Origin of the sequence: Paraconexibacter algicola, from assembly GCF_003044185.1 — a bacterium.
GTDB lineage: Bacteria > Actinomycetota > Thermoleophilia > Solirubrobacterales > Solirubrobacteraceae > Paraconexibacter > Paraconexibacter algicola.
The window spans coordinates 210,594-232,079 of the sequence record NZ_PYYB01000004.1; the positions used below are offsets into that span (position 1 = coordinate 210,594).

The 21,486-nt window shown below is 74.1% G+C and carries 22 protein-coding genes; 8 read left to right on the top strand and 14 right to left on the bottom strand.

Annotated features, from left to right (window positions below; translation table 11 throughout):
* Nucleotides 1-15: 15 nt before the first annotated feature.
* Complete coding sequence (gene miaB, locus C7Y72_RS20400; RefSeq protein WP_233243943.1) at nucleotides 16-1,344, top strand: tRNA (N6-isopentenyl adenosine(37)-C2)-methylthiotransferase MiaB; 1,329 nt, start codon at nucleotides 16-18, stop codon at nucleotides 1,342-1,344.
* 2 nt (nucleotides 1,345-1,346) lie between these two features.
* Nucleotides 1,347-2,252, top strand: a complete 906-nt coding sequence (locus C7Y72_RS20405) for an ATP-grasp domain-containing protein (protein WP_107571036.1) — start codon at nucleotides 1,347-1,349, stop codon at nucleotides 2,250-2,252.
* A 17-nt stretch (nucleotides 2,253-2,269) separates the two neighbouring features.
* Here C7Y72_RS20405 and C7Y72_RS20410 read toward each other — a convergent pair whose 3' ends face one another.
* Both C7Y72_RS20410 and C7Y72_RS20415 read right to left on the bottom strand, forming a co-directional pair.
* Nucleotides 2,270-2,713 (bottom strand): single-stranded DNA-binding protein, encoded by a 444-nt coding sequence (locus C7Y72_RS20410; RefSeq protein WP_107571037.1) that lies wholly within the window; start codon nucleotides 2,711-2,713, stop codon nucleotides 2,270-2,272.
* A 64-nt stretch (nucleotides 2,714-2,777) separates the two neighbouring features.
* The gene (locus C7Y72_RS20415) at nucleotides 2,778-3,569 is read right to left on the bottom strand and encodes an SDR family NAD(P)-dependent oxidoreductase (protein ID WP_107571038.1); all 792 of its coding nucleotides are present in this window, start codon (nucleotides 3,567-3,569) and stop codon (nucleotides 2,778-2,780) included.
* A gap of 35 nt (nucleotides 3,570-3,604) precedes the next feature.
* Here C7Y72_RS20415 and miaA point away from each other — a divergent pair, with 35 nt between their 5' ends.
* Both miaA and dapF read left to right on the top strand, forming a co-directional pair.
* Entirely contained in the window at nucleotides 3,605-4,498 is an 894-nt protein-coding gene (miaA, locus tag C7Y72_RS20420; RefSeq protein WP_107571039.1) for a tRNA (adenosine(37)-N6)-dimethylallyltransferase MiaA, read from the top strand.
* Nucleotides 4,499-4,507: 9 nt separating this feature from the next.
* Nucleotides 4,508-5,344, top strand: a complete 837-nt coding sequence (gene dapF, locus C7Y72_RS20425) for a diaminopimelate epimerase (protein ID WP_107571040.1) — start codon at nucleotides 4,508-4,510, stop codon at nucleotides 5,342-5,344.
* A gap of 20 nt (nucleotides 5,345-5,364) precedes the next feature.
* Here dapF and C7Y72_RS20430 read toward each other — a convergent pair whose 3' ends face one another.
* Nucleotides 5,365-6,333 (bottom strand): hypothetical protein, encoded by a 969-nt coding sequence (locus tag C7Y72_RS20430; RefSeq protein ID WP_107571041.1) that lies wholly within the window; start codon nucleotides 6,331-6,333, stop codon nucleotides 5,365-5,367.
* 65 nt (nucleotides 6,334-6,398) lie between these two features.
* Between C7Y72_RS20430 and dapD the strand changes: the two genes are divergently transcribed.
* A complete protein-coding gene (dapD, locus tag C7Y72_RS20435; protein WP_107571042.1) occupies nucleotides 6,399-7,412 on the top strand; it encodes a 2,3,4,5-tetrahydropyridine-2,6-dicarboxylate N-succinyltransferase in 1,014 nt (337 codons plus the stop codon).
* Here the strand turns inward: dapD and C7Y72_RS20440 are convergent.
* A complete protein-coding gene (locus tag C7Y72_RS20440) occupies nucleotides 7,409-8,590 on the bottom strand; it encodes a pyridoxal phosphate-dependent aminotransferase (RefSeq protein WP_158276970.1) in 1,182 nt (393 codons plus the stop codon). The genes dapD and C7Y72_RS20440 overlap by 4 nt on opposite strands.
* Complete coding sequence (gene dapE, locus C7Y72_RS20445) at nucleotides 8,587-9,699, bottom strand: succinyl-diaminopimelate desuccinylase (RefSeq protein WP_107571044.1); 1,113 nt, start codon at nucleotides 9,697-9,699, stop codon at nucleotides 8,587-8,589. The genes C7Y72_RS20440 and dapE overlap by 4 nt, the downstream gene beginning before the upstream one ends.
* A gap of 25 nt (nucleotides 9,700-9,724) precedes the next feature.
* On the opposite strand from dapE, the gene C7Y72_RS20450 reads away from it, so the two are divergent.
* Complete coding sequence (locus C7Y72_RS20450; protein WP_158276971.1) at nucleotides 9,725-10,522, top strand: DUF429 domain-containing protein; 798 nt, start codon at nucleotides 9,725-9,727, stop codon at nucleotides 10,520-10,522.
* Between the two features lie 13 nt (nucleotides 10,523-10,535).
* Here the strand turns inward: C7Y72_RS20450 and C7Y72_RS20455 are convergent, their stop codons facing one another.
* Genes C7Y72_RS20455 through modA form a run of 4 tightly spaced genes read right to left on the bottom strand, consistent with a single transcriptional unit; the run spans nucleotide 10,536 to nucleotide 13,102 of the window.
* Complete coding sequence (locus C7Y72_RS20455; RefSeq protein ID WP_107571046.1) at nucleotides 10,536-10,919, bottom strand: TOBE domain-containing protein; 384 nt, start codon at nucleotides 10,917-10,919, stop codon at nucleotides 10,536-10,538.
* Nucleotides 10,916-11,584: an ATP-binding cassette domain-containing protein gene (locus C7Y72_RS20460; RefSeq protein ID WP_107571047.1), complete on the bottom strand. Its 669-nt coding sequence runs from the start codon at nucleotides 11,582-11,584 to the stop codon at nucleotides 10,916-10,918. Before C7Y72_RS20460 ends, C7Y72_RS20455 begins: the two co-directional genes overlap by 4 nt.
* A complete protein-coding gene (locus tag C7Y72_RS20465) occupies nucleotides 11,571-12,386 on the bottom strand; it encodes an ABC transporter permease (RefSeq protein ID WP_233243944.1) in 816 nt (271 codons plus the stop codon). Before C7Y72_RS20465 ends, C7Y72_RS20460 begins: the two co-directional genes overlap by 14 nt.
* Nucleotides 12,383-13,102 carry a molybdate ABC transporter substrate-binding protein gene (gene modA / locus C7Y72_RS20470; RefSeq protein ID WP_233243945.1) on the bottom strand — a complete coding sequence of 240 codons (720 nt, stop codon included), beginning with the start codon at nucleotides 13,100-13,102 and terminating at the stop codon, nucleotides 12,383-12,385. Before modA ends, C7Y72_RS20465 begins: the two co-directional genes overlap by 4 nt.
* 102 nt (nucleotides 13,103-13,204) lie before the next feature.
* Here modA and hflX point away from each other — a divergent pair, with 102 nt between their 5' ends.
* Both hflX and dut read left to right on the top strand, forming a co-directional pair.
* Nucleotides 13,205-14,524 (top strand): GTPase HflX, encoded by a 1,320-nt coding sequence (gene hflX, locus C7Y72_RS20475; protein WP_107571049.1) that lies wholly within the window; start codon nucleotides 13,205-13,207, stop codon nucleotides 14,522-14,524.
* Complete coding sequence (gene dut / locus C7Y72_RS20480; protein ID WP_107571050.1) at nucleotides 14,521-14,964, top strand: dUTP diphosphatase; 444 nt, start codon at nucleotides 14,521-14,523, stop codon at nucleotides 14,962-14,964. The genes hflX and dut overlap by 4 nt, the downstream gene beginning before the upstream one ends.
* Nucleotides 14,965-14,977: 13 nt before the next feature.
* On the opposite strand, the gene C7Y72_RS20485 is transcribed toward dut, so the two are convergent.
* The 5 genes from C7Y72_RS20485 to C7Y72_RS20505 all read right to left on the bottom strand — a co-directional run bounded on the left by C7Y72_RS20485 (nucleotide 14,978) and on the right by C7Y72_RS20505 (nucleotide 21,435).
* The gene (locus tag C7Y72_RS20485) at nucleotides 14,978-17,740 is read right to left on the bottom strand and encodes a class F sortase (protein WP_158276972.1); all 2,763 of its coding nucleotides are present in this window, start codon (nucleotides 17,738-17,740) and stop codon (nucleotides 14,978-14,980) included.
* 107 nt (nucleotides 17,741-17,847) lie between these two features.
* Entirely contained in the window at nucleotides 17,848-18,849 is a 1,002-nt protein-coding gene (locus tag C7Y72_RS20490) for an ABC transporter substrate-binding protein (protein WP_107571052.1), read from the bottom strand.
* Nucleotides 18,846-19,583, bottom strand: a complete 738-nt coding sequence (locus tag C7Y72_RS20495; protein ID WP_107571053.1) for an ABC transporter permease — start codon at nucleotides 19,581-19,583, stop codon at nucleotides 18,846-18,848. The genes C7Y72_RS20490 and C7Y72_RS20495 overlap by 4 nt, the downstream gene beginning before the upstream one ends.
* On the bottom strand, nucleotides 19,580-20,287 hold the full coding sequence (locus tag C7Y72_RS20500; protein WP_158276973.1) for an ABC transporter permease: 708 nt from the start codon (nucleotides 20,285-20,287) through the stop codon (nucleotides 19,580-19,582). The genes C7Y72_RS20495 and C7Y72_RS20500 overlap by 4 nt, the downstream gene beginning before the upstream one ends.
* Nucleotides 20,284-21,435, bottom strand: a complete 1,152-nt coding sequence (locus C7Y72_RS20505) for an ABC transporter ATP-binding protein (protein WP_233243946.1) — start codon at nucleotides 21,433-21,435, stop codon at nucleotides 20,284-20,286. The genes C7Y72_RS20500 and C7Y72_RS20505 overlap by 4 nt, the downstream gene beginning before the upstream one ends.
* Nucleotides 21,436-21,486 lie beyond the last annotated feature (51 nt).

The following is a 21,486-nucleotide window of genomic DNA, read 5'->3' on the forward strand; positions in this document are numbered from 1 at the left end:
CGCTACCCTGGGCGGGTGCAGAAGCGGTACCACGTGACCACCTTCGGGTGCCAGATGAACGAGCACGACTCCGAGCGGATGAAGGGCATGCTCGAGACGCTCGGGTACGCGGAGGTCCCTGAGCCCGACCAGGCCGACCTGATCCTGTTCAACACCTGCTCGATCCGCGAGTCCGCCGACTCGCGCTTCATCGCGCACCTCGGGCACGCCAAGCGCCACAAGCGCAACAACCCCGACGTCCTCATCGGCGTCGGCGGCTGCTGGGCGCAGTCCGTCAAGGACGAGGTCTTCCAGCGCTTCCCGTTCGTCGACGTGGCGTTCGGTCCCGGCCAGATCCACAAGCTCGCCGAGTTCCTCACCAGCGACTCGCTCACCGCCCAGGGCTTCTTCGAGTTCGAGGACTTCCCCGCGCAGCTGCCGACCAAGCGCGCCCGCGACCTCCACGCGTGGCTGCAGATCAGCGTCGGCTGCAACATGAAGTGCTCGTACTGCATCGTGCCGAGCACCCGCGGCCGCGAGTCCTCCCGGCCCTTCGACGGGCTCGTGGAGGAGGTCACGCGCCTCGCCGCCGACGGCGTGCGCGAGGTCACGCTGCTCGGGCAGAACGTCAACGCCTACGGTCGCGACCTGCGGCCGCAGCGGCGCACGTTCGCGGAGCTCCTGCACGCCGTCGACGCCGTCGACGGGATCGAGCGCATCCGCTACACCAGCCCGCACCCGCAGGACATGAAGGAGGACGTGGTGCTCGCCCACCGCGACCTCGCCGGTGTCTGCCCGCACATGCACCTGCCGCTGCAGTCGGGCTCCAGCCGGATCCTCAAGGCGATGCGGCGCACCTACTCGCGCGAGCGCTACCTCGACCGCGTCGCGCTGATCCGCGAGCACGTCCCCGACACGTCGCTGACCACCGACATCATCGTCGGCTTCCCGGGGGAGACCGAGGAGGACTTCCAGCAGACGCTCGAGGTCTGCGAGGAGGTCGGCTACGACAGCGCGTTCACGTTCGTGTTCTCGCCGCGGCGCGGGACCGAGGCGGCCGAGATGACCGAGGGCCTCGTTCCGCACCCGGTGAAGATCGAGCGGATGGAACGGCTCGTCGAGGTCGTGCAGCGTCGCGCCACCGAACGCGCGCAGCGGTTCGTCGGCCGGACCCTCGACGTGCTCGTGGAGGGCCCGTCGCGCAACGACCCCACGAAGCTCCGCGGCCGCTCCCCGCACAACAAGGTCGTGAACTTCACCGGGGTGGCCACGCCCGGCGACATCGTGCCCGTGCACATCACCGCGGCGACCAGCCAGACGCTCGCGGGCGAGGCCTCGCTGCTCGCGACCGCCTCGGCGCGCTGAGCATGGCCGAGCTGCTGCTCGCCAGCTGCGCCGAGTTCCCGCGCCTGGACCCCGACAGCACGCCGCTGCTGCCGCTGCTGCACGATCGCGGCGTCGCCTGCCGCGTCGCGGCCTGGGACGACCCGCAGGTCGACTGGGCGGACGCCGACGCGGTCCTCGTCCGCTCGACCTGGGACTACGTCGACCGCCGCGACGCGTTCGTCGCCTGGGCGGACCGCCTCGAGGACGCCGGGGTGCGGCTGTGGCCCGGCGCCGACCTCGTCACGTGGAACACCGAGAAGTCCTACCTGCGCGGCCTCGAGGCCGGCGGGATCCGCACGCTCCCGACCGTCTGGGCGGGCCCGCAGGACGACCCCGTCGCGGCCGTCGCCGCGGTGCGCGACCGCGGCTGGGACGACGTCGTCGCCAAGCCCGTCGTCGGGGCGGGCGCATCGGGCCTGCGCCGCTTCACCGGGGTGCGCGACAGCCAGAGCGAGACGCTCGCGCTCATCGAGCACGTCCGGGAGCTCGCCCGCAGCACCGGAGGCGCGATGCTGCAGCCGTACCTGCCCGCGGTCGCCGGGGCGGGGGAGACGTCCGTCTTCTTCTGCGAGGGCGCCCTGACCCACGCGGTGCGCAAGACCGCGGCCGAGGGCGACTTCCGCGTCCAGGTCGAGCACGGCGGCACCGCGACCCGGGTCGAGCCGGGCCGCGACGAGCTCGACCTCGCGACGCTCGCCGTCGCCGCCGTCGCCGCACGCGAGGGCACCGCACCGCTGATCGCGCGCGTCGACCTCGTCCCCGACCTCGACGGCCGCCCGGGCGTCATCGAGGTCGAGCTGATCGAGCCGTGCCTGTTCCTCGGCGTGGCGCCCGACGCGGCCGCGACGATCGCCGACGCGATCGCGCGCCGCCTCGGCGTGCGCTGACGGCCGCGCCCGCGCACTCAGGCCGCCGCGACCTGCGGCGCCGCGGTCCCCGCCTCCTCGCCCGGAGCCGGCGGGGCGGGCTCCGGCGCGACGAGCGCCGCGGGCGGGGCGGGCCGCGCGGGCGCCGACAGCACCCGGACGTCGTCGGCGACGATCTCGGTCCGCGGGAAGATCCGCCCGTCGACCCCGTCGGTCCCGGCGATCCACTCCAGCCGTCCCTCGACGAGCACGGGCGCGCCCTCCTGCAGCTCCGCCACGCAGCGCTGCGCGAGCGCGCCCCAGACGAGCACGTCGAACTCGTTGCGCCGCCCGACCCAGATCGGCTCCTCCTCCGGGTCCTTCGGCTTGACCTTCTGGACCGTCATCACGAGCAGGCGCAGGCGGCAGCGACCGTCCAGCGGCCGCGGGTCGGCGAGCAGCTCGCCCTCGAGCAGCACGCGGTTGATGTTCTTCGTGGCCATGGGACCTCCGTCGGTGGTGGGTGTCCCACCACTAGGTCCCGGGAGCGGGGATTCGCCCCCCGGGTCAGCGCTTGTCGACCTGCCCGGCGGTCATCTCGCCCGCGATCTTCGACGCGCCCGCCAGCTCGCTGACGCGCGCCGCGGTCGCCGGGGCGATCCCCGCGACGAGCGTCCCGACGCGCATCCCCAGCGGGGCGACGTCGATCTCGCCGCGGTTGCGGACGATCGCGGTGACGACCGCGTCGGCGACCTCCTCCGGGCTGGACGTGCCGACGCCCCGCGGCAGCTCGACGCCCGCGTCGACGAACATGCCCGCGTCGCGGATGAACCCGGGGAAGACCACGGAGACCCCGATGTTCTTCGCGGCCATCTCGTGCCGCAGCCCCTGCCCGAAGCCACGCAGGCCGAACTTCGTCGCGTTGTACATCGACGAGTACGGGGAGCCGGTCTTGCCCGCGAGCGAGGAGATGAACACGAAGTGCCCGCCGCCGCGCGCCGCCAGCCGCTCCGTGTAGTGGCGGGTCATGAGGATCGGCACGCGGAGGTTCACGTCGAGCACGCGGTCGATCTCCTGCGGCGAGAACGAGGTGATCTCCCCGGTCCCCGGCAGCCCCGCGTTGGCGACGACGACGTCGACGTCCCCGGCCTCCTCCACGAGGCGCTCGGCGGCCGCGGGATCGGCGAGGTCGGCCGCGATCGCCCGCCCCCCGATCTCCTGCGCGAGCGGCTCGAGCACGTCGGTGCGGCGGCCCGTCAGCACGAGCGTGCCGCCCTCCCGGTGGAGGCGGCGCGCGATCGCATGGCCGATGCCGCCGGTCGCGCCGGTCAGCAGGACGGTCTTCCCGTGGAGGTTCACGGCGCCGATTCTGCCACGGCGGAATACTGCGTCCCGTGTCCCGGGAGCTGCTGGCGATCTTCGGTCCCACCGGGGTGGGGAAGACCGGGCTCGCGCTCGCGCTCGCCCGTCGCCTGCGGGACCGCGGCGAGCGGCCCGTCGCCGTCTCCGCCGACGCCCTGCAGCTGTACGCGGGCCTGCCGATCCTCACCGGGGCCGCCGACGCCGCCGAGCAGCAGCAGCTGGAGCACCGGCTCGTCGGCGTGCTCCCGGTCACCGAGACCTGCAGCGCTGCCCGCTACGCGCGACTCGCGCACGCCGAGATCGACGCGATCCTCGCCGACGGCGGCACCCCGATCGTCGTGGGCGGCACCGGCCTGTACCTGCGCGCCGCGCTCGCCGACCTCGACCTCGCGCCCGCCCCGCCGCCCGGCCTGCGCGAGCGGCTGCTGGACCGCGTCGCCCGTGAGGGTCTCCCCGCACTGCACGCCGAGCTGACCCGCGTGGCGCCCGAGCGCGCCGCGGCCGTGGACCCGCGGGACACCACGCGCGTCGTGCGGAGCCTCGAGCTGCACGCGATGGGCGCGCTGCCGCAGCGCACCGGGGAGAGCGAGCTCTGGACCGCGCGCACGCGGCACCCGACACGGCTCGTGGCGCTCGTGATGGAGCGCGAGGCGCTCTACGCGCAGATCGACGCGCGCGTCGACGCGATGGTCGCCGCCGGGGCCGCGCGGGAGGTCCGGGACGCCGACGCGGCCGGGGCGTCCGCCACCGCGCGCCGCGCGATCGGCTTCGACGCGCTGCTCGACGGGGACGTGGACCGGATGAAGGCCCAGACCCGCCGCTACGCCAAGCGCCAGCTCACCTGGCTGCGCAAGCTGCCCGGCACCGAGGTCGTCGACGTGACCGGCCGCGCCGCCGCGGACGTGGCCGCGCAGCTGCTCCCGTAGGGTCCGGGCATGCGCTTCGAGAAGTGGCAGGCCCTCGGCAACGACTACCTCATCGTCGAGGCGACCGACCTGCCGTGGCCGCTCACGCCGGAGCGCGTGCGGCGCCTGTGCGACCGGCACGTCGGGCTCGGCTCGGACGGCATCCTCGAGCTCTCCGCGCCGGACGAGCCCGGGTTCGTCGCCCGGCTGCGGATCTTCAACCCCGACGGCTCGGAGGCCGAGCTCTCCGGCAACGGGGCGCGCGAGGCGATCATGTACCTGCGCCGCCGCGGGTGGACGACCGCCGACCGGTTCTCGATCCAGACCGTCGCCGGCGAGATCCGCCCGACGATCACCGGCGAGACGACGTGCACGGTCGACATGGGCCGCGCGCACCTCACCTCCAAGGACTACCCGGACGGCCCTGCCGACGGCAGCGGCGAGGTGGCGGGCTTCGCCTTCCAGCACGTGTCGATCGGCAACCCGCAGTGCGCGATCCGCGTCGGGTCGGTCGCCGAGCTCGAGGCGCTCGACCTCCCCGCGATCGGTCCCGGGATCCAGCACGCGCCGATCTTCCCCAACCGCACGAACGTCTCGTGGTTCTGCGAGCTCGAGCCGGGCGTGATCCGGGCGCGGATCTACGAGCGCGGCGTCGGCGAGACGATGTCCTCGGGCACCGGGGCCAGCGGCGCCGCGGTCGCCTACGTGCTCCAGGGCGGCGACGAGGAGGTCACCGTGCACCTCGACGGCGGCGAGCTCACGGTCACCGTCTCCGAGGCGCTGCACGTCGACCTCGCCGGCTGGGCCGTCCCCGTCTACACCGGGGAGCTGAGCGGCGACCTGCTCGCCGAGCTCGCCGCGGGCTGAGCGGCCGACCGCCCGCGCGGTCAGACGACCTCGAGCCGTCCGCCACCCTCGGGGAACATCAGCGGCACCTCCGGGCGCGCACCGCGGATCGCGGCGAGGACCTCGCCGGGCTCGGCGTCGACGAGGTGCAGCGGGAAGCTCATGGCGTTCTTCGAGCGTCGCAGCATCCGGTGCAGGACGGGGTCGGCCACCCGCGCGCGGTCGACGAGGACCTCGAGACGATGGTGGAAATGGACCCGGTGGACCAGCACGCTCTCGACCGCGTCCCACGGCACCGTCGGCCACGCCCCGACCGTGAGCCCGCGGGGATCGATCGCGATCGCCACGGGGCTGCGCAGCTGCGGCACCAGCTTCCACACGATGAAGGCCCCGAGCGCCGCCAGTGGCACGCCGAAGACGCTGCCGCCGAAGTTCGCGACGGGCACGAGCGCCACCCCGAGCGCGGTCAGCAGCAGGAAGCCGACGAGCTGGTGGATCTGGCGGTCGCGGCGCCACGCGAAGCTGCTCGTCGACGCGGCCCCGAGGCGGAGCTCGTGGACGATCTCCTGGCCGAGCTCGCGCTCCTCGACGTCGGTGCGGGCGGCCGCCCGGCGCGCGACCACCCGATCGGCGACCGACCACATCACCAGGCCACCCGCCAGCGGCACGAGATCCTGGGCGCCGTCGGACCCGAGACGCAGCCCGAGCAGCGCCTGGTTGACCGCGATGACCCACGTCGCCAGGCCGAGCACCGGCACGGTGCGGATGGCGACGAGGCGCCGGTATCCGACACGGCCCTCGAGCCCGACCGCGTCCACCGCAGGACGCCCGCGCTGCCACCGGTCCAGCAGCAGCCCGAGCGCCACCACGCCGAGCGTCACGCCGCCACTGCCCTCCGCGCTCGCGCCCGCCGCGTCGGCCAGGAGCCCCGCGGCGGTCGCCAGCAGCCCGATCCCGACGCAGACGACCACGTCGAGCGCGGTTCCGGAGCGGTTGTCGGCGGATCGCATCACGGCCGGGTGTTCCCCGCGCGGGACCCTCGTACGCCTGCGCGCTGAGCTAGCCTGCCGGGTCGATGAGCACTGACACGCAGCAGAGCGCCTGGGGCGTCGGCCTCGCGACCCTGACGACCGACGGGCGCGTCCTGGACACCCTCTTCACGCGCTTCCACCTCGACGCCGGGTCCGCCGACGCGCAGGCCGCGATCACGACCGCCAAGCACGAGGGCACCGGCACCAAGCCGCTGAACTTCGCGCAGGCGACGACGCTCGGTGGCGGCGGCCTGGCGGGCAGCATGGGGGAGGACGCGATCCGCGGCGTACGGGTCGTCCCGGTCCTCACCGTGCTCCCGGACCTCGCCGCCGCACCCGCCGACGCCTACGACGCGTACCTGCGGCTGCACCTGCTCTCCGGCCGCCTCGTCGTCCCGCACGGCCTCAGCCTCGACGGCCAGTTCGGGCTGCTGACGAACGTCGCGTGGACGACGCTCGGCCCGGTCGATCCGGCCGAGGTCGGCGCGGCGCGCCTGCGCGCCCGCGCGATGGGCGCCACCCTCACGGTCACGAGCATCGACAAGTTCCCGCGCATGACCGACTACGTGGTGCCGTCCGGCGTGCGGATCGCGGACGCCGACCGCGTGCGGCTCGGCGCGCACCTGGCCGAGGGCACGACCGTCATGCACGAGGGCTTCGTGAACTTCAACGCCGGGACGCTCGGCTCCTCGATGGTGGAGGGGCGCATCAGCGCCGGGGTCGTCGTCGGCGACGGCTCGGACATCGGCGGCGGCGCCTCGATCATGGGCACGCTGTCGGGCGGCGGCTCGACCGTCATCTCGATCGGGCAGCGCTGCCTGCTGGGCGCCAACTCGGGGCTGGGGATCAGCCTCGGCGACGAGTGCGTCGTGGAGGCGGGCACCTACGTGACCGGTGGCGCGCGCGTCACGACCCCGGACGGCGAGGTCGTCAAGGCGAAGGACCTCAGCGGCCGCGACGGCCTGCTGTTCCGTCGCAACAGCGAGTCGGGCGCGCTCGAGGTGCTGCCGCGCAGCGGCTCCTGGGGCGGCCTCAACGAGGCCCTGCACGCGAACTAGACGGGTCGGCCGCCGCGGCGCAGCAGGCGCTCGGCGGCCTCCGTGCACCGCTCGAGCGTGGGGACGAGCGCCACGCGCACGTACCCCTCGCCGGCGGGCCCGAAGTACGCGCCCGGCGTGACGACCAGGCCCGTCTCGTCCAGCAGCTCGGTCGCGAAGTCCTCCGAGCCCGTGACCCCCTGCGGCAGGGCCAGCCAGCGGAAGAACGTCGCCGGGCCGCCCGCGTCGCGCAGCCCGACGGCCTCGAGGCCCGGGGCGAGCACCGCGAGCTTGGCGCGGTACAGCGCGCGCACCGCGACGACGTGCTCCTCGTCGCCCCACGCGGCGACCGCCGCGCGCTGGACGAACTCCTGCGGCGCGACGCCGACGTTCGGCCGGTAGCGGCGCAGCGCCGCGATCAGGCGGGCGTCCCCGGCCGCGAACCCGGACCGGTAGCCCGGCATCGAGGACCGCTTGGAGAGCGTGTTGCAGACCAGCACGTTCTCGAGCGAGTCGAGCTGCAGGGCGCTGGCGGGCGGATCGCCGGTGAACCACAGCTCGCTGTACGCCTCGTCGCTGGCGAGCACGAAGCCGTGCTCGCGCGCGAGCGCCGCGGCGCGCTCGTAGAAGGCGAGCGGCGCGACGGCGGCGGTCGGGTTGTTCGGGTAGTTCAGCCACAGGATCGCGAGCCGTGACAGCTGCTCGGCGGTCAGCGCGTCCAGGTCGGGGAGGAAGTCACGCTCCGCGGTCAGCGGCAGCTCGAGGACCTCGCAGCCCGCGAACGCCGCCCCGCGCTCGGCGACCGGGTAGCCCGGGGAGGTCATCGCGACGAGGTCGCGGCCACCGCCCGCGCAGACCTCCGCGAGCGAGAAGACGAGCTCCTTGGAGCCGAGCGTCGGGACGATCTCGGTACCCGGGTCGACCGTGGCGCCGTAGCGCCGGTCGATCCACGCGGCGATCGCGTCGCGCAGCTCCGGCAGGCCGACGGCCAGCGGGTAGCCCGCGACGGGGTGGGCGCGGACCGCGTCGCAGAGCGCCTCGCGCAGGAACGCCGGGGTCTCCTCCCGCGGCTCGCCGACCCCGAGGTCGATGACGTCGACGCCCCGCGCGACCGCGGCGGCGCGCGCCTCGCCCAGGCGGACGAACGGATAGGTGCCCAGGCCCGTGAGGACCGGGTTCAGCGGCAGCGACGCGCTCACGGCCCGAACAGGAGCGCGTCGAGCGTCCGGTAGCAGCGCACGAGCGCCGCGACGGTCACGAGCTCGTCGCGGCGGTGCGCGTAGGACGGGTCACCGGGCCCGAAGTTCACGGCGTCCAGGCCGTGCAGCGCGAACTCCGCCACCGGGGTCCACGCCTGCTTGGGGTGGATCTCCAGGCCGCCGACCGCCACCAGGCGCTCGAGCAGCGGGTTGGCGTCCACCGCCACCACGGGCGCGGACGGGGCGTTGGAGAGGATCTCGAGCGTCTCGTCCTCGCCGCTGCACCAGGAGCGCAGCAGCGCGTCCGCGTCGGCGGCGCTGCGCCCGGGCGCGTAGCGCATGTTCACGTGCGCGTCGACGCGATCAGGGATGACGTTGTCGGCGATGCCGCCGGCGATCCGGACGACCGAGGCGACCTCGGTGAAGACGAGGCCGCCGAAGTCGTGGCGGATCGGGTCGACCGCGTCGAGGCGCACGATCCCGCGGGCCGCGCGCGTCATCGCGCTGTCGGCCTGCCAGGGCCGGGCGGAGTGGCCGCTGCGCCCGTGGAAGGTCCAGGTGGCGTTGACGTTGCCCAGGCAGCCGGCGTGGATCTGGTTGTCCGTCGGCTCCATCATCAGCACGAGGTCCGCCTCGGCGAGGCCCGGCTCGCGCTCCAGCAGCGGCGTCAGCGCGCTCTCGCTGACGGGGAGCTCCTCGCGACCGAAGAACAGCAGCCGCACCCGGGCGCGCGCGGCCGCGGCGCGCGCCGGGTCGGCGGCGAGGTCGCGGCCGAGCTCGATCATCACCGCGAGCGCGCCGAGCATGTCGCTCGCGCCGAGCCCGTGGACGGCGGTGGCGTCGCGCCGGCCGGGCCGGTTGTCCTGCGCGGGAACGGTGTCGAGATGCCCGCCGAGCAGCAGCAGCGGCCCGTCCGCCGGGCCGGGCGGCTCGCCGATCACGCAGGTGTCCTGCGCGTCGCGGGCCGGGACGTCGCCCTCCTGGAGGACCGCGAGGACGTGGGCGGCGAGCGCGGCCTCGTCCCGGGACTCCGAGGGGATGTCGATGAGCTCGAGCAGCCGGGCGGCGAGGCGCTCGCCGAGCTCGGCGTCGGACGAACCGTGGAGCACGACGCCACTCTATCGTTGGGGGTCGATGCGGTACTGCGGGATCGACGTGTCCGCCAAGCCCGGCAACCAGCAGCTCGTCACCCTGCACGAGCGGCGCGCCACCGACCGGACCGTCGAGCTCGTCACGACGTTCTACGCCCCGGGGGACGTCGACGCGGTCGTCCGCACCGTGCTGGGCTTCGGCCGCGGCGAGGTCGTCGTGGCGATCGACGCGCCCGTCGGGCCGCGCCTGGACCTGCTCGCCGCCGGCGAGCCGCTGCGCGAGCAGCTCGCCCTACCGACCGGTCGGTACGAGCGCTCCCGCGTCTGCGACGCGCTCCTGTTCCAGCGCAAGCTGCCGCTGTACCCGGTGCCCGCCGTCGGCCAGGCGCTCGCGCAGTGGGAGACGTGGATGACGCAGGGATTCGCCCTGTTCGACGCGCTCACCGACCTCGGGATCTACCGGCCGCCCGCGCACGGACGGGTGATGGCGCCCGTCGGCGACGGCGCCGTGCAGCACGGCCGCGTGGTCGAGACCTACCCCGACGCGGTGTTCTGCGCCCTGCTCGGGCACCGCCCGTCGCCCAAGCGCACGCCCTGGGGGCTGCAGCAGCGCATCGCGGCGCTGAAGCTCCGCGGCGTCGTCGACGCCGACGGCGGCCTGTGGCACCGCACGCTGGACGAGCTCGACGCCTGCGCGGCCGCGTACGCGGCGTACACGCTGGCGACCGGTGCGGGCTCGTGGGTCGGGGACCCGCGGGAGGGCGTGATCCTGCTGCCGGTCCCGGAGCTCGCCGACAGCTACGAGAAGCTGCCGCCGCCCGAGCGCGCCGCGCTCGCCTGAGCGTGAGCGTGCCTCACCGCTCGACGACGACCGTCGTCGCCTTCACCACGGCGGACGCGGTCACGCCGGGCTCGAGGCCCAGGTCGTCCGCCGCCTCCCGCGACATCAGCGACACGATCCGGTAGGGGCCGCACGCCAGGTCCACCTGGGCCATCACGCCGTCGCGCTGCACGGAGATGACGACCCCGGTGAGGCGGTTGCGGGCGCTGGTGCGTCCCGCGGCGCCGGAGCGCTCCTTCAGCAGCCGGGCGAGCTCGGCGGAGGGGAGGACCCGCCGCCCGCCTGGGCCTCGCTCGAAGCGGACGCGACCCGCCTTCTCCCAGCGGCGCAGCGTGTCGATGCTGACCCCCAACGCCGTGGCGGCGGTGCCGATCGGGACGTGCTCGTCGAGGCTCATCGCTGGGACCTTCCGGTGGGGACGTGGGGCAGGAGGCGACCGTTCTCGAGGACGCGGACCTCGGCGCCGAGCGCGGCGGCGTCCCGATGGTCGTGCGTGACCACGATGGTCGGGACCGCCGCGAGCTCGAGCGCGCGCAGCACGGCGGTGTGCGCATCGTCGCGGCTGCGGTCGTCCAGGCCGGTGAACGGCTCGTCCAGCAGCAGCGCCGGGGGCGCGGCCGCCAGGGCCCGCGCGAGCGCGACCCGGCGCCGCTCGCCGCCGCTCATCGCGGCGGGGCGCACGTCGGCGAGCGCCGCGACCCCGAGCTGCGCGAGCAGCTCGCGGGCGGCTTCGCGCCGCGCGCCGCGCCGGACCTCGCGCAGGCCGTAGGCGACGTTGCGCCAGGCGCTGAGATGCGGGAAGAGCGCGTCCTCCTGGTGCAGCAGTGCGCACCGCCGTGCATCCGGTGGGCGTGCGGTGCCCCGCTCGCTGTCCAGCCAGACGTCGTCGCCGCAGCGCACCCGCCCGCTGTCGGGACGGGCGAGCCCGGCGATCACGCGCAGCACGGTCGTCTTGCCGGCACCGGAGCGGCCGACGAGCGCCAGCGGCTGCTCAGCGGTCGCGTCGAGCTGCACGTCGAGCTCGTGCGTGCGCAGCGCCATCCGCAGCTCAACCCGCAGCACGGCGGACCTCCGTCCCGGCCGGCGTGAGGAGCTTCGTCGCCAGGAGGATCGCGGCGCTCGCCGCGACCAGGACCGCGGAGAGCGCGAGCGCCCCGGTGAAGTCGGTGGCGAAGCGCTCGTAGATCGCCAGCGACGTCGTCTGCGTCTCTCCGCGGAACGAGCCCGCGAACATCAAGGTCGCCCCGAACTCACCGAGCGCCCGCCCCCAGGCGAGCGCGGCGCCTGCGGCCAACCCGCCCCGGGCGACCGGGATCCCGACCGCGAGGAAGGTCCGCGCCTCTCCCGCCCCCAACGTCCGCGAGGCCTCGAGCAGGCGTGGCTCGACGGCTTCGAAGGCGACGATCGCCTGGCGCACGTAGAACGGGCTCGCGACGAAGGTCAGTGCGACGACGACGCCGGCCTTCTGCAGGACGAGCTCGATGCCGGCGTCGCCGAGCGGGCCGCCGACGATGCCGCTCGGGCCCAGCGAGGCGAGCAGCGCCACGCCTGCGACGGCGGGTGGCACCACGAGTGGGAGCTCGACGACGGTCAGCAGCGCCGAGCGCCCGCGGAACCGACGCGTGGCGAGCATCCACGCGGCCGGTGTCCCGACGAGGAGGATCAGGGTGAGCGCGATCACGGACGTCTCCAGCGAGAGCCAGAGGGCGTCGCGGGCGGCGGGGTCGTCGAGCGCGCCGACGAGGTCGGCGGGAGGGACGTCGACGAAGATCGCCACGAGCGGGAGGCCGAGGAACGCGAGCAGCAGCGCCAGGGCGGCGCCTGCGACGAGCGCGAAGCCGGGGCCGCGTCGCAGGACGCTCACGTCGGGGGCAGGAAGCCGGAGCGGCGCAGCGCGGCGGCGCCGCGACCGGTCAGCAGCCCGTCCACGAAGCGCTGTGCGGCAGCGCGATCCCGGGCCTCGCGCACGACCGCCACCTCGTACACGACGTCGGGCTGGAGCGACGCCGGAAGCGTGATCGCGCGCAGCCGGCCGCCGGCCGCGCGCACGTCCGTGGCGTAGACGAACCCGGCGTCGACCGCGCCCTCGGCGATCTTCCCAACCACACCGCCCACGTCGGGCTCCTCGCTGCGGACCGCGGCGAGGACCGCGCGCTCGGTGGCGTCCGGGAGCCGGCCCAGGACGGTGCGCGTGTAGTCGCCGACGGGCACGTCTGCCGCCCCGATCGCGAGCGAGCGCCCGCGGGCGGTCAGGTCGTCGATCCCCCGGATCCCTCGCTCGTCCGCGGCGACCGCCAGCACGAGCCGGTTGCGCGCGAACGCCACGGGGCGCTCGACGAGTCCCTCGGCGAACAGCGCCCGGGGAAGCTTGGCGTTGGCAGCCGCGAACACGTCGGGCCGGACGCCGGAGCGGATCTGCCCGGCGAGCTGGTCCGATCCGGCGAAGCTCAGGCGGGCGTCGACGTCGTCGAGGCCGTCGGCGTAGTCGGTGAAGGCGGTCTTCAGCGACGTGGCGGCCGAGACCCGGATCTCGGGCGTGCCGTCGCCGTCGGCTCCGCAGCCGGCCACGGCCAAGGCCACGGCGGTGACCATCGCGACAACCAAGCCGGTTCTGCGTAGGCGATGCATAGGTGGACCGATCCTATCCCGCAGCGCCCGCGCGGTGTGCGACCCTTGGTGGAGATGGAACGCAGTCGCCACGGCCGGACGCAGCAGACCCAGAAGGCGGGGGGTGGGGCGGTCGCGGGCCAGCGGGCCAAGCAGCGCGCCTACTGCATCGCCGCGCTCGAGTCCGGGGACGACCTCTCCGAGCTGCGCGAGCTGCTGCGCACCGCCGGGGTCGCGGTCGTCGGGCAGACCGTCCAGCACCGCGAGGCGCCGCACCCCAACACCTATCTCGGGCCCGGCAAGCTCGAGGAGGTCAAGGCGCTCGCCAAGGCCGCGGACGCGAACGTGATCGTCTGCGACGACGAGCTCACCGCGCGGCAGGAGCGCAACCTCGAGGAGGCGATCGGCATCCCGATCGTCGACCGCACCGCGACGATCCTCGACATCTTCGCCTCGCACGCGAACTCGGCGGAGGGCAAGCTCCAGGTCGAGCTCGCGCAGCTGCAGTACAACATGGCGCGCATGCGGGGTCTCTGGACCCATCTGGAGCGCCTCGGCGGCGTGTCCAGCGGCGGGTTCGCGACCCGTGGCCCGGGCGAGTCCCAGATCGAGACCGACCGTCGGCTCGCCCGCACGCGCATGGCGGCGCTCAAGCGCCGGCTCGAGGAGGTCAAGGGCTCGCGTGCGACGATGCGCGCCGAGCGCGACCGCGCGCACCTGCCGCAGGTCGCCCTGGCCGGCTACACCAACGCGGGCAAGTCGACGCTGCTGAACCGGCTGACCGGGGCGGAGGTCGGCGTCCGCGACCGCCTCTTCCACACCCTCGACCCGACGACCCGCACGACGAAGCTCGGCGGTCGCCCGTACCTCTTCACCGACACCGTCGGGTTCATCCGCAAGCTGCCCCACCAGCTCGTCCAGGCGTTCGGCGCGACGCTCGAGGAGACCGTGCTGGCCGACCTGATCCTCCACGTCGTCGACGGGTCCGTCGAGGAGGAGGAGATGCTCGTCATGCTCGGGGCGGTCGAGGACGTGCTCGAGGAGATCGGGGCCGGGGAGCGCCCGCGCCTGCTCGTGCTGAACAAGGCGGACGCGATGAGCCCCGAGCGGCGCACGGAGCTCGCGCACACCCACCCGGACGCGGTGCTCGTCAGCGCCCGGACCGGCGAGGGCATCGAGGCGCTGACCGAGCGCGTCGCCGAGGAGTTCGAGCGCCGCCTGCGCGACGTCGAGCTGCTGCTGCCCTACAGCGAGGGCGCGCGCCTGGCGGAGCTGCACGAGATCGCCGGGGACCTCGAGCGCGAGGACACCGCCGAGGGCGTGCGCGTCCACGTCCGTCTGCCGGTGACGGTCGCCGAGCGCTACGGCCGCTGGGCCGTGGCGCCGTCCGCATGAGCGACGGCGAGCTGCGGGTCCGCCGGCTCGACCCGCGCGCGCAGCTGCCCTCGCGCGCCCACGACGGGGACGCCGGCTACGACCTGCGGGCGCTCGACGCCGGCACGCTCGCGCCCGGCGAGCGGATGCTCGTGCGGACCGGGATCGCGATCGCGCTGCCTCGCGGCCACGCGGGGCTCGTGCTGCCGCGCAGCGGAACCGCGGTACGCCACGGGATCGCCCTGGTGAACGCGCCCGGCCTCGTCGACGAGGGCTACCGCGGCGAGCTGCAGGTGCTGCTGCTGAACACCGACCGCGTCGCCGCCTGGTCGTGGGAGGCGGGGGACCGGATCGCGCAGCTCGTCGTCACGCGTCCGGCCCTGCCGGAGGTCGTCGAGACCACGGAGCTCGACGACACCGCCCGCGGGGCGGGCGGGTTCGGCTCAAGCGGCCTGCGCTGAGGCGGGCGAACCGCTACGCGGCGGGGACCGCCGTGACGATCACGTTGTCGCGGTAGTGGCCGCTCTGCTGGTCGAACGGGCCGCCGCAGGTGACGAGCACGAGCCGCTTGGGACCGCCGCGGGTGAAGATGCCGGTCGGCAGCGCCTCCTTGCGGACGGTCCGCACACCGGTGACGCGGTAGGTCCGCTCGCGGCGGTCCTCGGTGCGGACCACGATGCGGGTGCCGCGCCGCGCGCTACGCAGCGGGTAGAAGGCGCCCGCCCCGCGCTTGGCGCTGTCCACGTGCCCGGCGATGAGGGTCGTGCCGGTCGCGTCACCGGGGGTCGCCCCGTCCCGCCACCAGCCGACCTTCGAGATGTCCTTCGGCACCGCGAGCGCGCCGCTGCCGGTGTCGATCGTCACCGGGCGCACCGCGGTGTCGACGCCGAGCGTGCGGATCGTGATGTGCGTGGGCTTGGGGAGGCTCTGCGCCGCCTTCCCGGTGACGAGGCGACCGGAGCTCGCGACGCGCGGGTCCCCGCGGCCGGTGAGGATCAGCGGTGCGACGAGCGAGGTCTCGGCCTCCTCGCCGCAGCGGCCCTGCTCGGCGCTCATCAGCGGCGACGACGCGATCTTCTCGCGGTAGCTGTAGAAGCCGGCCTTCGTCACCTTCACCTTCTCGGAGGTGAACGACCCGTCACCGGGGACGTCGACGGTCCCCTTCCAGAACGGGGTGCCCTCGCAGCTGATCTCGCCGCGGGTCTCGAACGGCCCGAACAGCTCGAGCGTGATCTTCGCGGGCGTCTGGCCGAGCCCGGTGACCTTCAGCGTGTCGAAGATCGACGCGCCCGGCTTGACGACCGCGTTCGAGACGGTGGTCACGACCTCGGGCTTGGCCTTCGTGAGCGTCGTCTCGGCCGCCTCGCCGCAGGCGGTCAGGACGCCCTCGTAGGCCTCGGAGGCGACGATCGACTCGCGGTAGGTGTAGAGCCCGGCCCGCGGCAGCGTGACCGGGGCGGTCGTGTAGGTGCCGTCACCGGCGGCGGCGAACTGGCTCGTGTGGATCGGCGTGCCCGTGCACGTCATGTCCTCGCGCCGCTCGTACGGGCCCCAGAGCTCGACGTTGACGGTCGCGGCGAGCGCGCCGAGGCCGGTGATGACGACCTGGTCGGTGACCTGCGCGCCGGGCGCGGTCTCCTGCGCGCTGATCTGCGTGCGGATCGCGGGCCGGCCGCGCACGATCGTCGTCTCGGACACCTCGGCGCACGGGTGGTCGGCGGCGCGGGTGAACTCGGTGGCCGGGATCGTCTCGCGGTAGGTGTAGTAGCCGGGCTGGGTGAGCGTCACCGGGTCGGTGACGTACTCGCCGTCGGCGGCGGCCGGGAAGCTGCCCGTCCACACCGCGGGGCCGTCGCAGGTGATCTTGTCGCGGGACGGGAAGGGCCCGTAGAGCGCCGCGTTGACCGTGACGGCCTCACCGGCGAGGCCCTCGACGACGACCGTGTCGGTCACCGCCGCGCCGGGGTCGACGGCGGGCGCGGAGACCTGCGTGCGGACCCGCGGCTGGGTCTCGACCTTCACGGACTCCTCGGGCAGCGCGCACGGGGTCGTGAGCCCCTGCACGTCGGGCGTCGAGGGCACGGTCAGCTGGTAGCCGTACCAGCCCGGTCGGGTCAGCGTGGTGGGCGGGGTGGTGGAGTCCCCGTTGCCGGCCTCGTAGGTGTGCGTGGCGACGGGCGGGCCGTCGCAGCTGATCTCCGACTGCCTGCGGGCCGGGCCGTAGAGGCGCACCTCGACCTGCTGGCGCCACGAGGCGGGCGCGCCGGAGATCTTCACGGTGTCACGGCTCTGCTCGCCGACGAGCATCGTCGTCGGGGCGGCAGCCGTCGTGACCGCGACCTTCGCGGGGGCGACGCGCGCGGTGACCACGTCCGCCACGGTCGCGGACCGGGCGGCGATGAGCCGCTGGCCGCTGCGCTGCGCGGCACCGCGCGTGGGCACGTAGAGCGCGGGGGTGGGGGCGGCGAGCTCCTCGGTGGTCGCGCGGATCTCGAGCTCGTCGGTCGCCTTGGCCGGCGTGAATGCGACGCGGACGTCGCCGCGGCTGCCGGTGTCGACCGTGGCGGGCAGGCCGTCGACGCCACGGGTGGCGAGCCGGACGGTGACGCCCGGGACCGGGACCCCGGTGCCGGAGAGCACGCGGACGCGGAGCTTCGTGGCCTTGCCGACGGTCAGGCCGCCGGTGGGGAGCTCCGCCTTGACCGTGTACGGGCCGGCGTAGCGGCGTGCGTCGCGCGCGATCCGCTGCACCTGCCGCTCGACGGCGGGGCCGGCCGCGGCCGGCGAGGCCTCGCCGGGAGCGCCGTCGCCCATCTGCGCGTGGACGTAGAGCATGACCGCCGCCTGGTCGACGACGCTCTGCGTGCGCCCGTAGGCCCAGGTGGCGTACGCGAGGCGGCGCAGCGTCCCGCCGGTGACCGCGTCGCCCTCCCGGTTCTTCAGCCCGGCGGTCGAGCGCTTCTCGTAGCCGAACGCGGCCGACGGGTACCAGAACCGCAGGTCGATGCACCAGGTCGCGCCCTTGACGCCCGGGATGGCGCCGCGGTAGTCGCCGAACCACCGCAGGCCGTAGCGGTAGGTGTCGTACTTGCCGACCCCGAGCGTGTCGCAGACGTTGCGTCCGGCGCGGGAGCAGGGGTCGTTCTGGTTGGGCGGCTCGGCCGCGCTGACCGTGGCCGGAACCGTGGCCAGGATCGCGCCGAGGAGCGCCAGGAGGGGGAGCAGGCGTCCGTGCATCACGCCGGGGGTTGTACACCCTTGTACAGACGGCACGCCGCGCCGGGCGAAAACCCCTGCTCAGACGGCGGTGCCTACGTCGGGTGACGTAGGCACCACCGCGACGGCTACTGCAGGTAGCCGGCCTCGGTCAGGTACGCCTTGGCGACCGCCTCGGGCTTCTCCTTGTCGAGGTCCACGCGGGAGTTGAGCTCCTGCATGACCTCGGCGGTCAGGCCCTCCTGGACCTGCGTGATGACCTTCTCGAAGTCCGGCCCGGCGGCCTCCAGCGTCTCGTCCCGGACCACGAACGTCACGTTGTAGGGCGGGAAGAGGTTCTTGTCGTCCTCGAGCACGAGGAGGTCCTGCGCGGCGATCTGGCCGTCGGTCGTGAAGAGGATCGACGCGTCCGCCTGGCCCTTGGTGAGCACCTCGTGGCGCAGCGCGAGGTCGACCGGCAGGTACTTCTTGAACTTCGCTCCGTAGGTGCGCTCGAGCCCCAGGAGGCAGTCGGTGCGCTGGCGGCACTCGGGCGAGCCCGACATCGTCAGCTCCCCGCTCTTGGCGGCCAGCTGGCTGATCGTGGTGATGCCGAGCTCCTCGGCGCGCTTCTTCGTCATCCCGACCTCGTTGGCGTCGGTGAAGGGCGTCGGCGCCAGCGCGGTCAGGCCGTCCTCGGCGAAGCCCTTCTTCGTCTCCTCGTAGGCGGCCTGCTCGTCCTTGGGGATGTCGTCGGTCTTGACGTCGAAGAACGACGTGAGCGCCGTGCCGGTGTACTCGGGGTACGCGTCGACCTCGCCGCTCTTGACCGACTTGAACGCGATCTGCTCGGAGCCGAGGTTCAGCTCCTTCTTGACCTTGTAGCCCGCGGCCTGGAGCGCCTGCGCGTAGATCTCGCCGAGGATGAACTGCTCGGTGAAGTTCTTCGAGCCGACCGTGATCTCGGGCGTCGAGGCGTTCGCCGGGTTGGAGACGATCGCCTTCGCGGCGGTCGCGCTCTCGGTCGAGGTGGTCCCGCTGGAGGCGGGGGTGGAGCCGTCGTCCTCGTCGTCGCCGCACGCCGAGAACGCCAGGACGGCGACGAGGGCGAGCAGCGCCGCGAGGAGGCGACGCGTGGTGGACGTGTTCATGGGGTGACCGACACCTTCCTGCTGCTGGATGGACGGACCTGCGGCGCGCGGCGATCCGGACTGCGGATGCCGCGCGGGGTGACGCGACGCTGGAGCATCGCGAAGAGGAGCTCGGCGAGGACGGCGAGGACGGCGACCACGATGGCCGCGCCGAGCCGGCCGGCGTCGCCGTAGACCGAGGCGTTGATGATCGGGTCGCCGAGCGTCACGACGCCGGCCAGCGGCGCGATCGTGGCGGTCGCGACGACGTTGATCGCCGAGTTGCGGATGCCGCCGAACATCGTCGGGACGGCGAGGGGCAGCTCGACGCGACGCAGCACCTGCAGCTCGGTGAGGCCCATGCCGCGCGCGGCGTCGACGACGTCGGGCGAGACCTGCCGCACGCCGACGTAGGTGTTGCCGAGGATCGGCGGGATCGCGAGCAGCACGAGCGCGAGCGTGACGTTCGTGAAGCCGACGCCGACGTAGGCGACGAAGAACGCGATCAGCGCGAGGCTCGGGACCGCGCGGCCCGCGTTGGCGATGAACTGCGCGAGGAACGCGCCGCGCCCCGTGTGCCCGATGACGAGGCCGAGCGGGACCGCGACGAGCACCGCCAGCAGCATCGAGACGGCGCTGAGCTCGAGGTGCTTGCCGAGGAGGTCCAGCAGCTGGCTGCCGCCGATCTCCACGCCGCCGGTCTGGGACTCGCGGCTGCGGAAGATGAACTCGATCGCGTCGGCGAAGTCGTTCATGCGGGCACCGCCCGCCGCCAGCGGGTGAGCAGCCGCTCGATCCCGACGAAGAGCGCGTCGAACAGCGCCGCGAGCAGCAGGCACAGGCCGCCCGCCACGACGATGTTGCTCTTGAACGTGAGGTCGGCGTAGATCGCGCCGCCCAGGCCGCCGGCGCCGGCGAAGAAGGCGAGCGCGGCGAGGCCCACCGAGGTCGTGGCGGCGACGCGCAGCCCGGCGACGATCTCCGGGACGGCGAGCGGCAGCTCGACCTTCCACAGCACCTGCCGGTCGGTCATCCCCATCCCGGCGGCGGCGTCGCGCGCCTCGTCGGGCACGTTGTCGAGCCCGAGCATGATGTTGCGGAAGATGATCAGCAGCGTGAACGCGGTGAGCGCGATCACGGCGGTGGTGATGCCGCGTCCCGTGACCGGGAGCAGCACGAGGAAGAACGCGAGGCTGGGGATCGTGTAGAGCACCCCGGTCACCGCGGTGATCGGTGCGACGAGCGCGCGGCGGCGGTGCGCCAGCAGCGCGAGCCCGAACGCGATCGCGAAGCCGAACAGCACGGCGAGCGCCACGAGCAGGGCGTGCCGCACCGCCGGGTCGACGTAGCTGTCCCAGTTGTCGGCGATCCAGTCCGGGCAGAAGCCGTTGCGGGACTCGCACGTGCCCTGCGAGCGGTCGCGCAGCTGGACCTGCGCGAGCGGGATCGCGAGGGTCACTCGGCGAGCTCCGCCGGGCTGGGGACGGTCGCCGGGGATCCGGCGGCGAGCGCGTGGGAGATGACCTCGACGCTGAGCACGCCGGTGACGCCGCCCTGCGCGTCGACGACGGGGCCGTACTGCGTCTCGTGGGCCAGCAGGTCCGACAGGGCGTCGCGCAGGACGTCGTCCATGTCGAGCACCGGGGTGGCGCGCGAGCGCGGCTCGGCCGCGACGGTGTCGCCCGCGAGCGCGGCGTCGCGCAGCCAGCCGAGCGGGCGGCCGTCCTCGTCGACGAGCAGCGGGTAGGGGAGGTCGGAGTCCTCGATCAGCGCGCGCGCCTCGGCGACCGGCTGCCCGACGCGCACGATCGGGGCGCGCCACAGGTCGATGTCGCGGACGCGCTGGAGGGCGAGGCGCTTGAGCGCGCGGTCGGCGCCGACGAAGTCCTCGACGAACGGGCTGGCGGGCGCCATCAGCAGGTCGGCGGGCGTGGCGAACTGGGCGAGATGCCCGCCCTTCTGCAGGACGGCGACGCGATCGCCCATCTTGATCGCCTCGTCGATGTCGTGGGTCACGAACACGATCGTCTTGCCGATCTCGCCCTGCAGCCGCAGGAACTCGTTCTGCAGCCGCTCGCGGTTGATCGGGTCGATCGCGCCGAACGGCTCGTCCATGAGCATCAGCGGCGGGTCGGCCGCGAGCGCGCGCGCGACGCCGACCCGCTGGCGCTGGCCGCCGGAGAGCTGCGCGGGGTAGCGGTCGCGCATCTCCGCGGGGTCGAGCCCGATGAGCTCGAGCAGCTCCTCGACGCGGGCCGCGATGCGCGCGCGGTCCCAGCCCAGGAGCTTCGGGACGGTCGCGATGTTCTCGCCGACCGTCTGGTGCGGGAACAGGCCGATCTGCTGGATCGCGTACCCGATCTCGCGGCGCAGCTGGGCGGGCTCGCGGTCGAGGATCGAGCGGCCGTCGAGGAGGATGTCGCCGCCGGTCGGCTCGATCATCCGGTTGACGAGCCGCATCGCGGTCGTCTTGCCGCAGCCGGACGGGCCCACGAGCACGCAGATCTCGCCCGCGGGCACCTCGAGGCTGAGGTCCTCGATCGCCGCCTCGGCCGCCCCGGGGTAGCGCTTGCTGACGTTGCGGAGTTCGAGGGTCGCGGCAGGCACGAATCCAACCCTACCCACCGGTCCGGTGGTGATTCCTGCGCGAGACGTCGC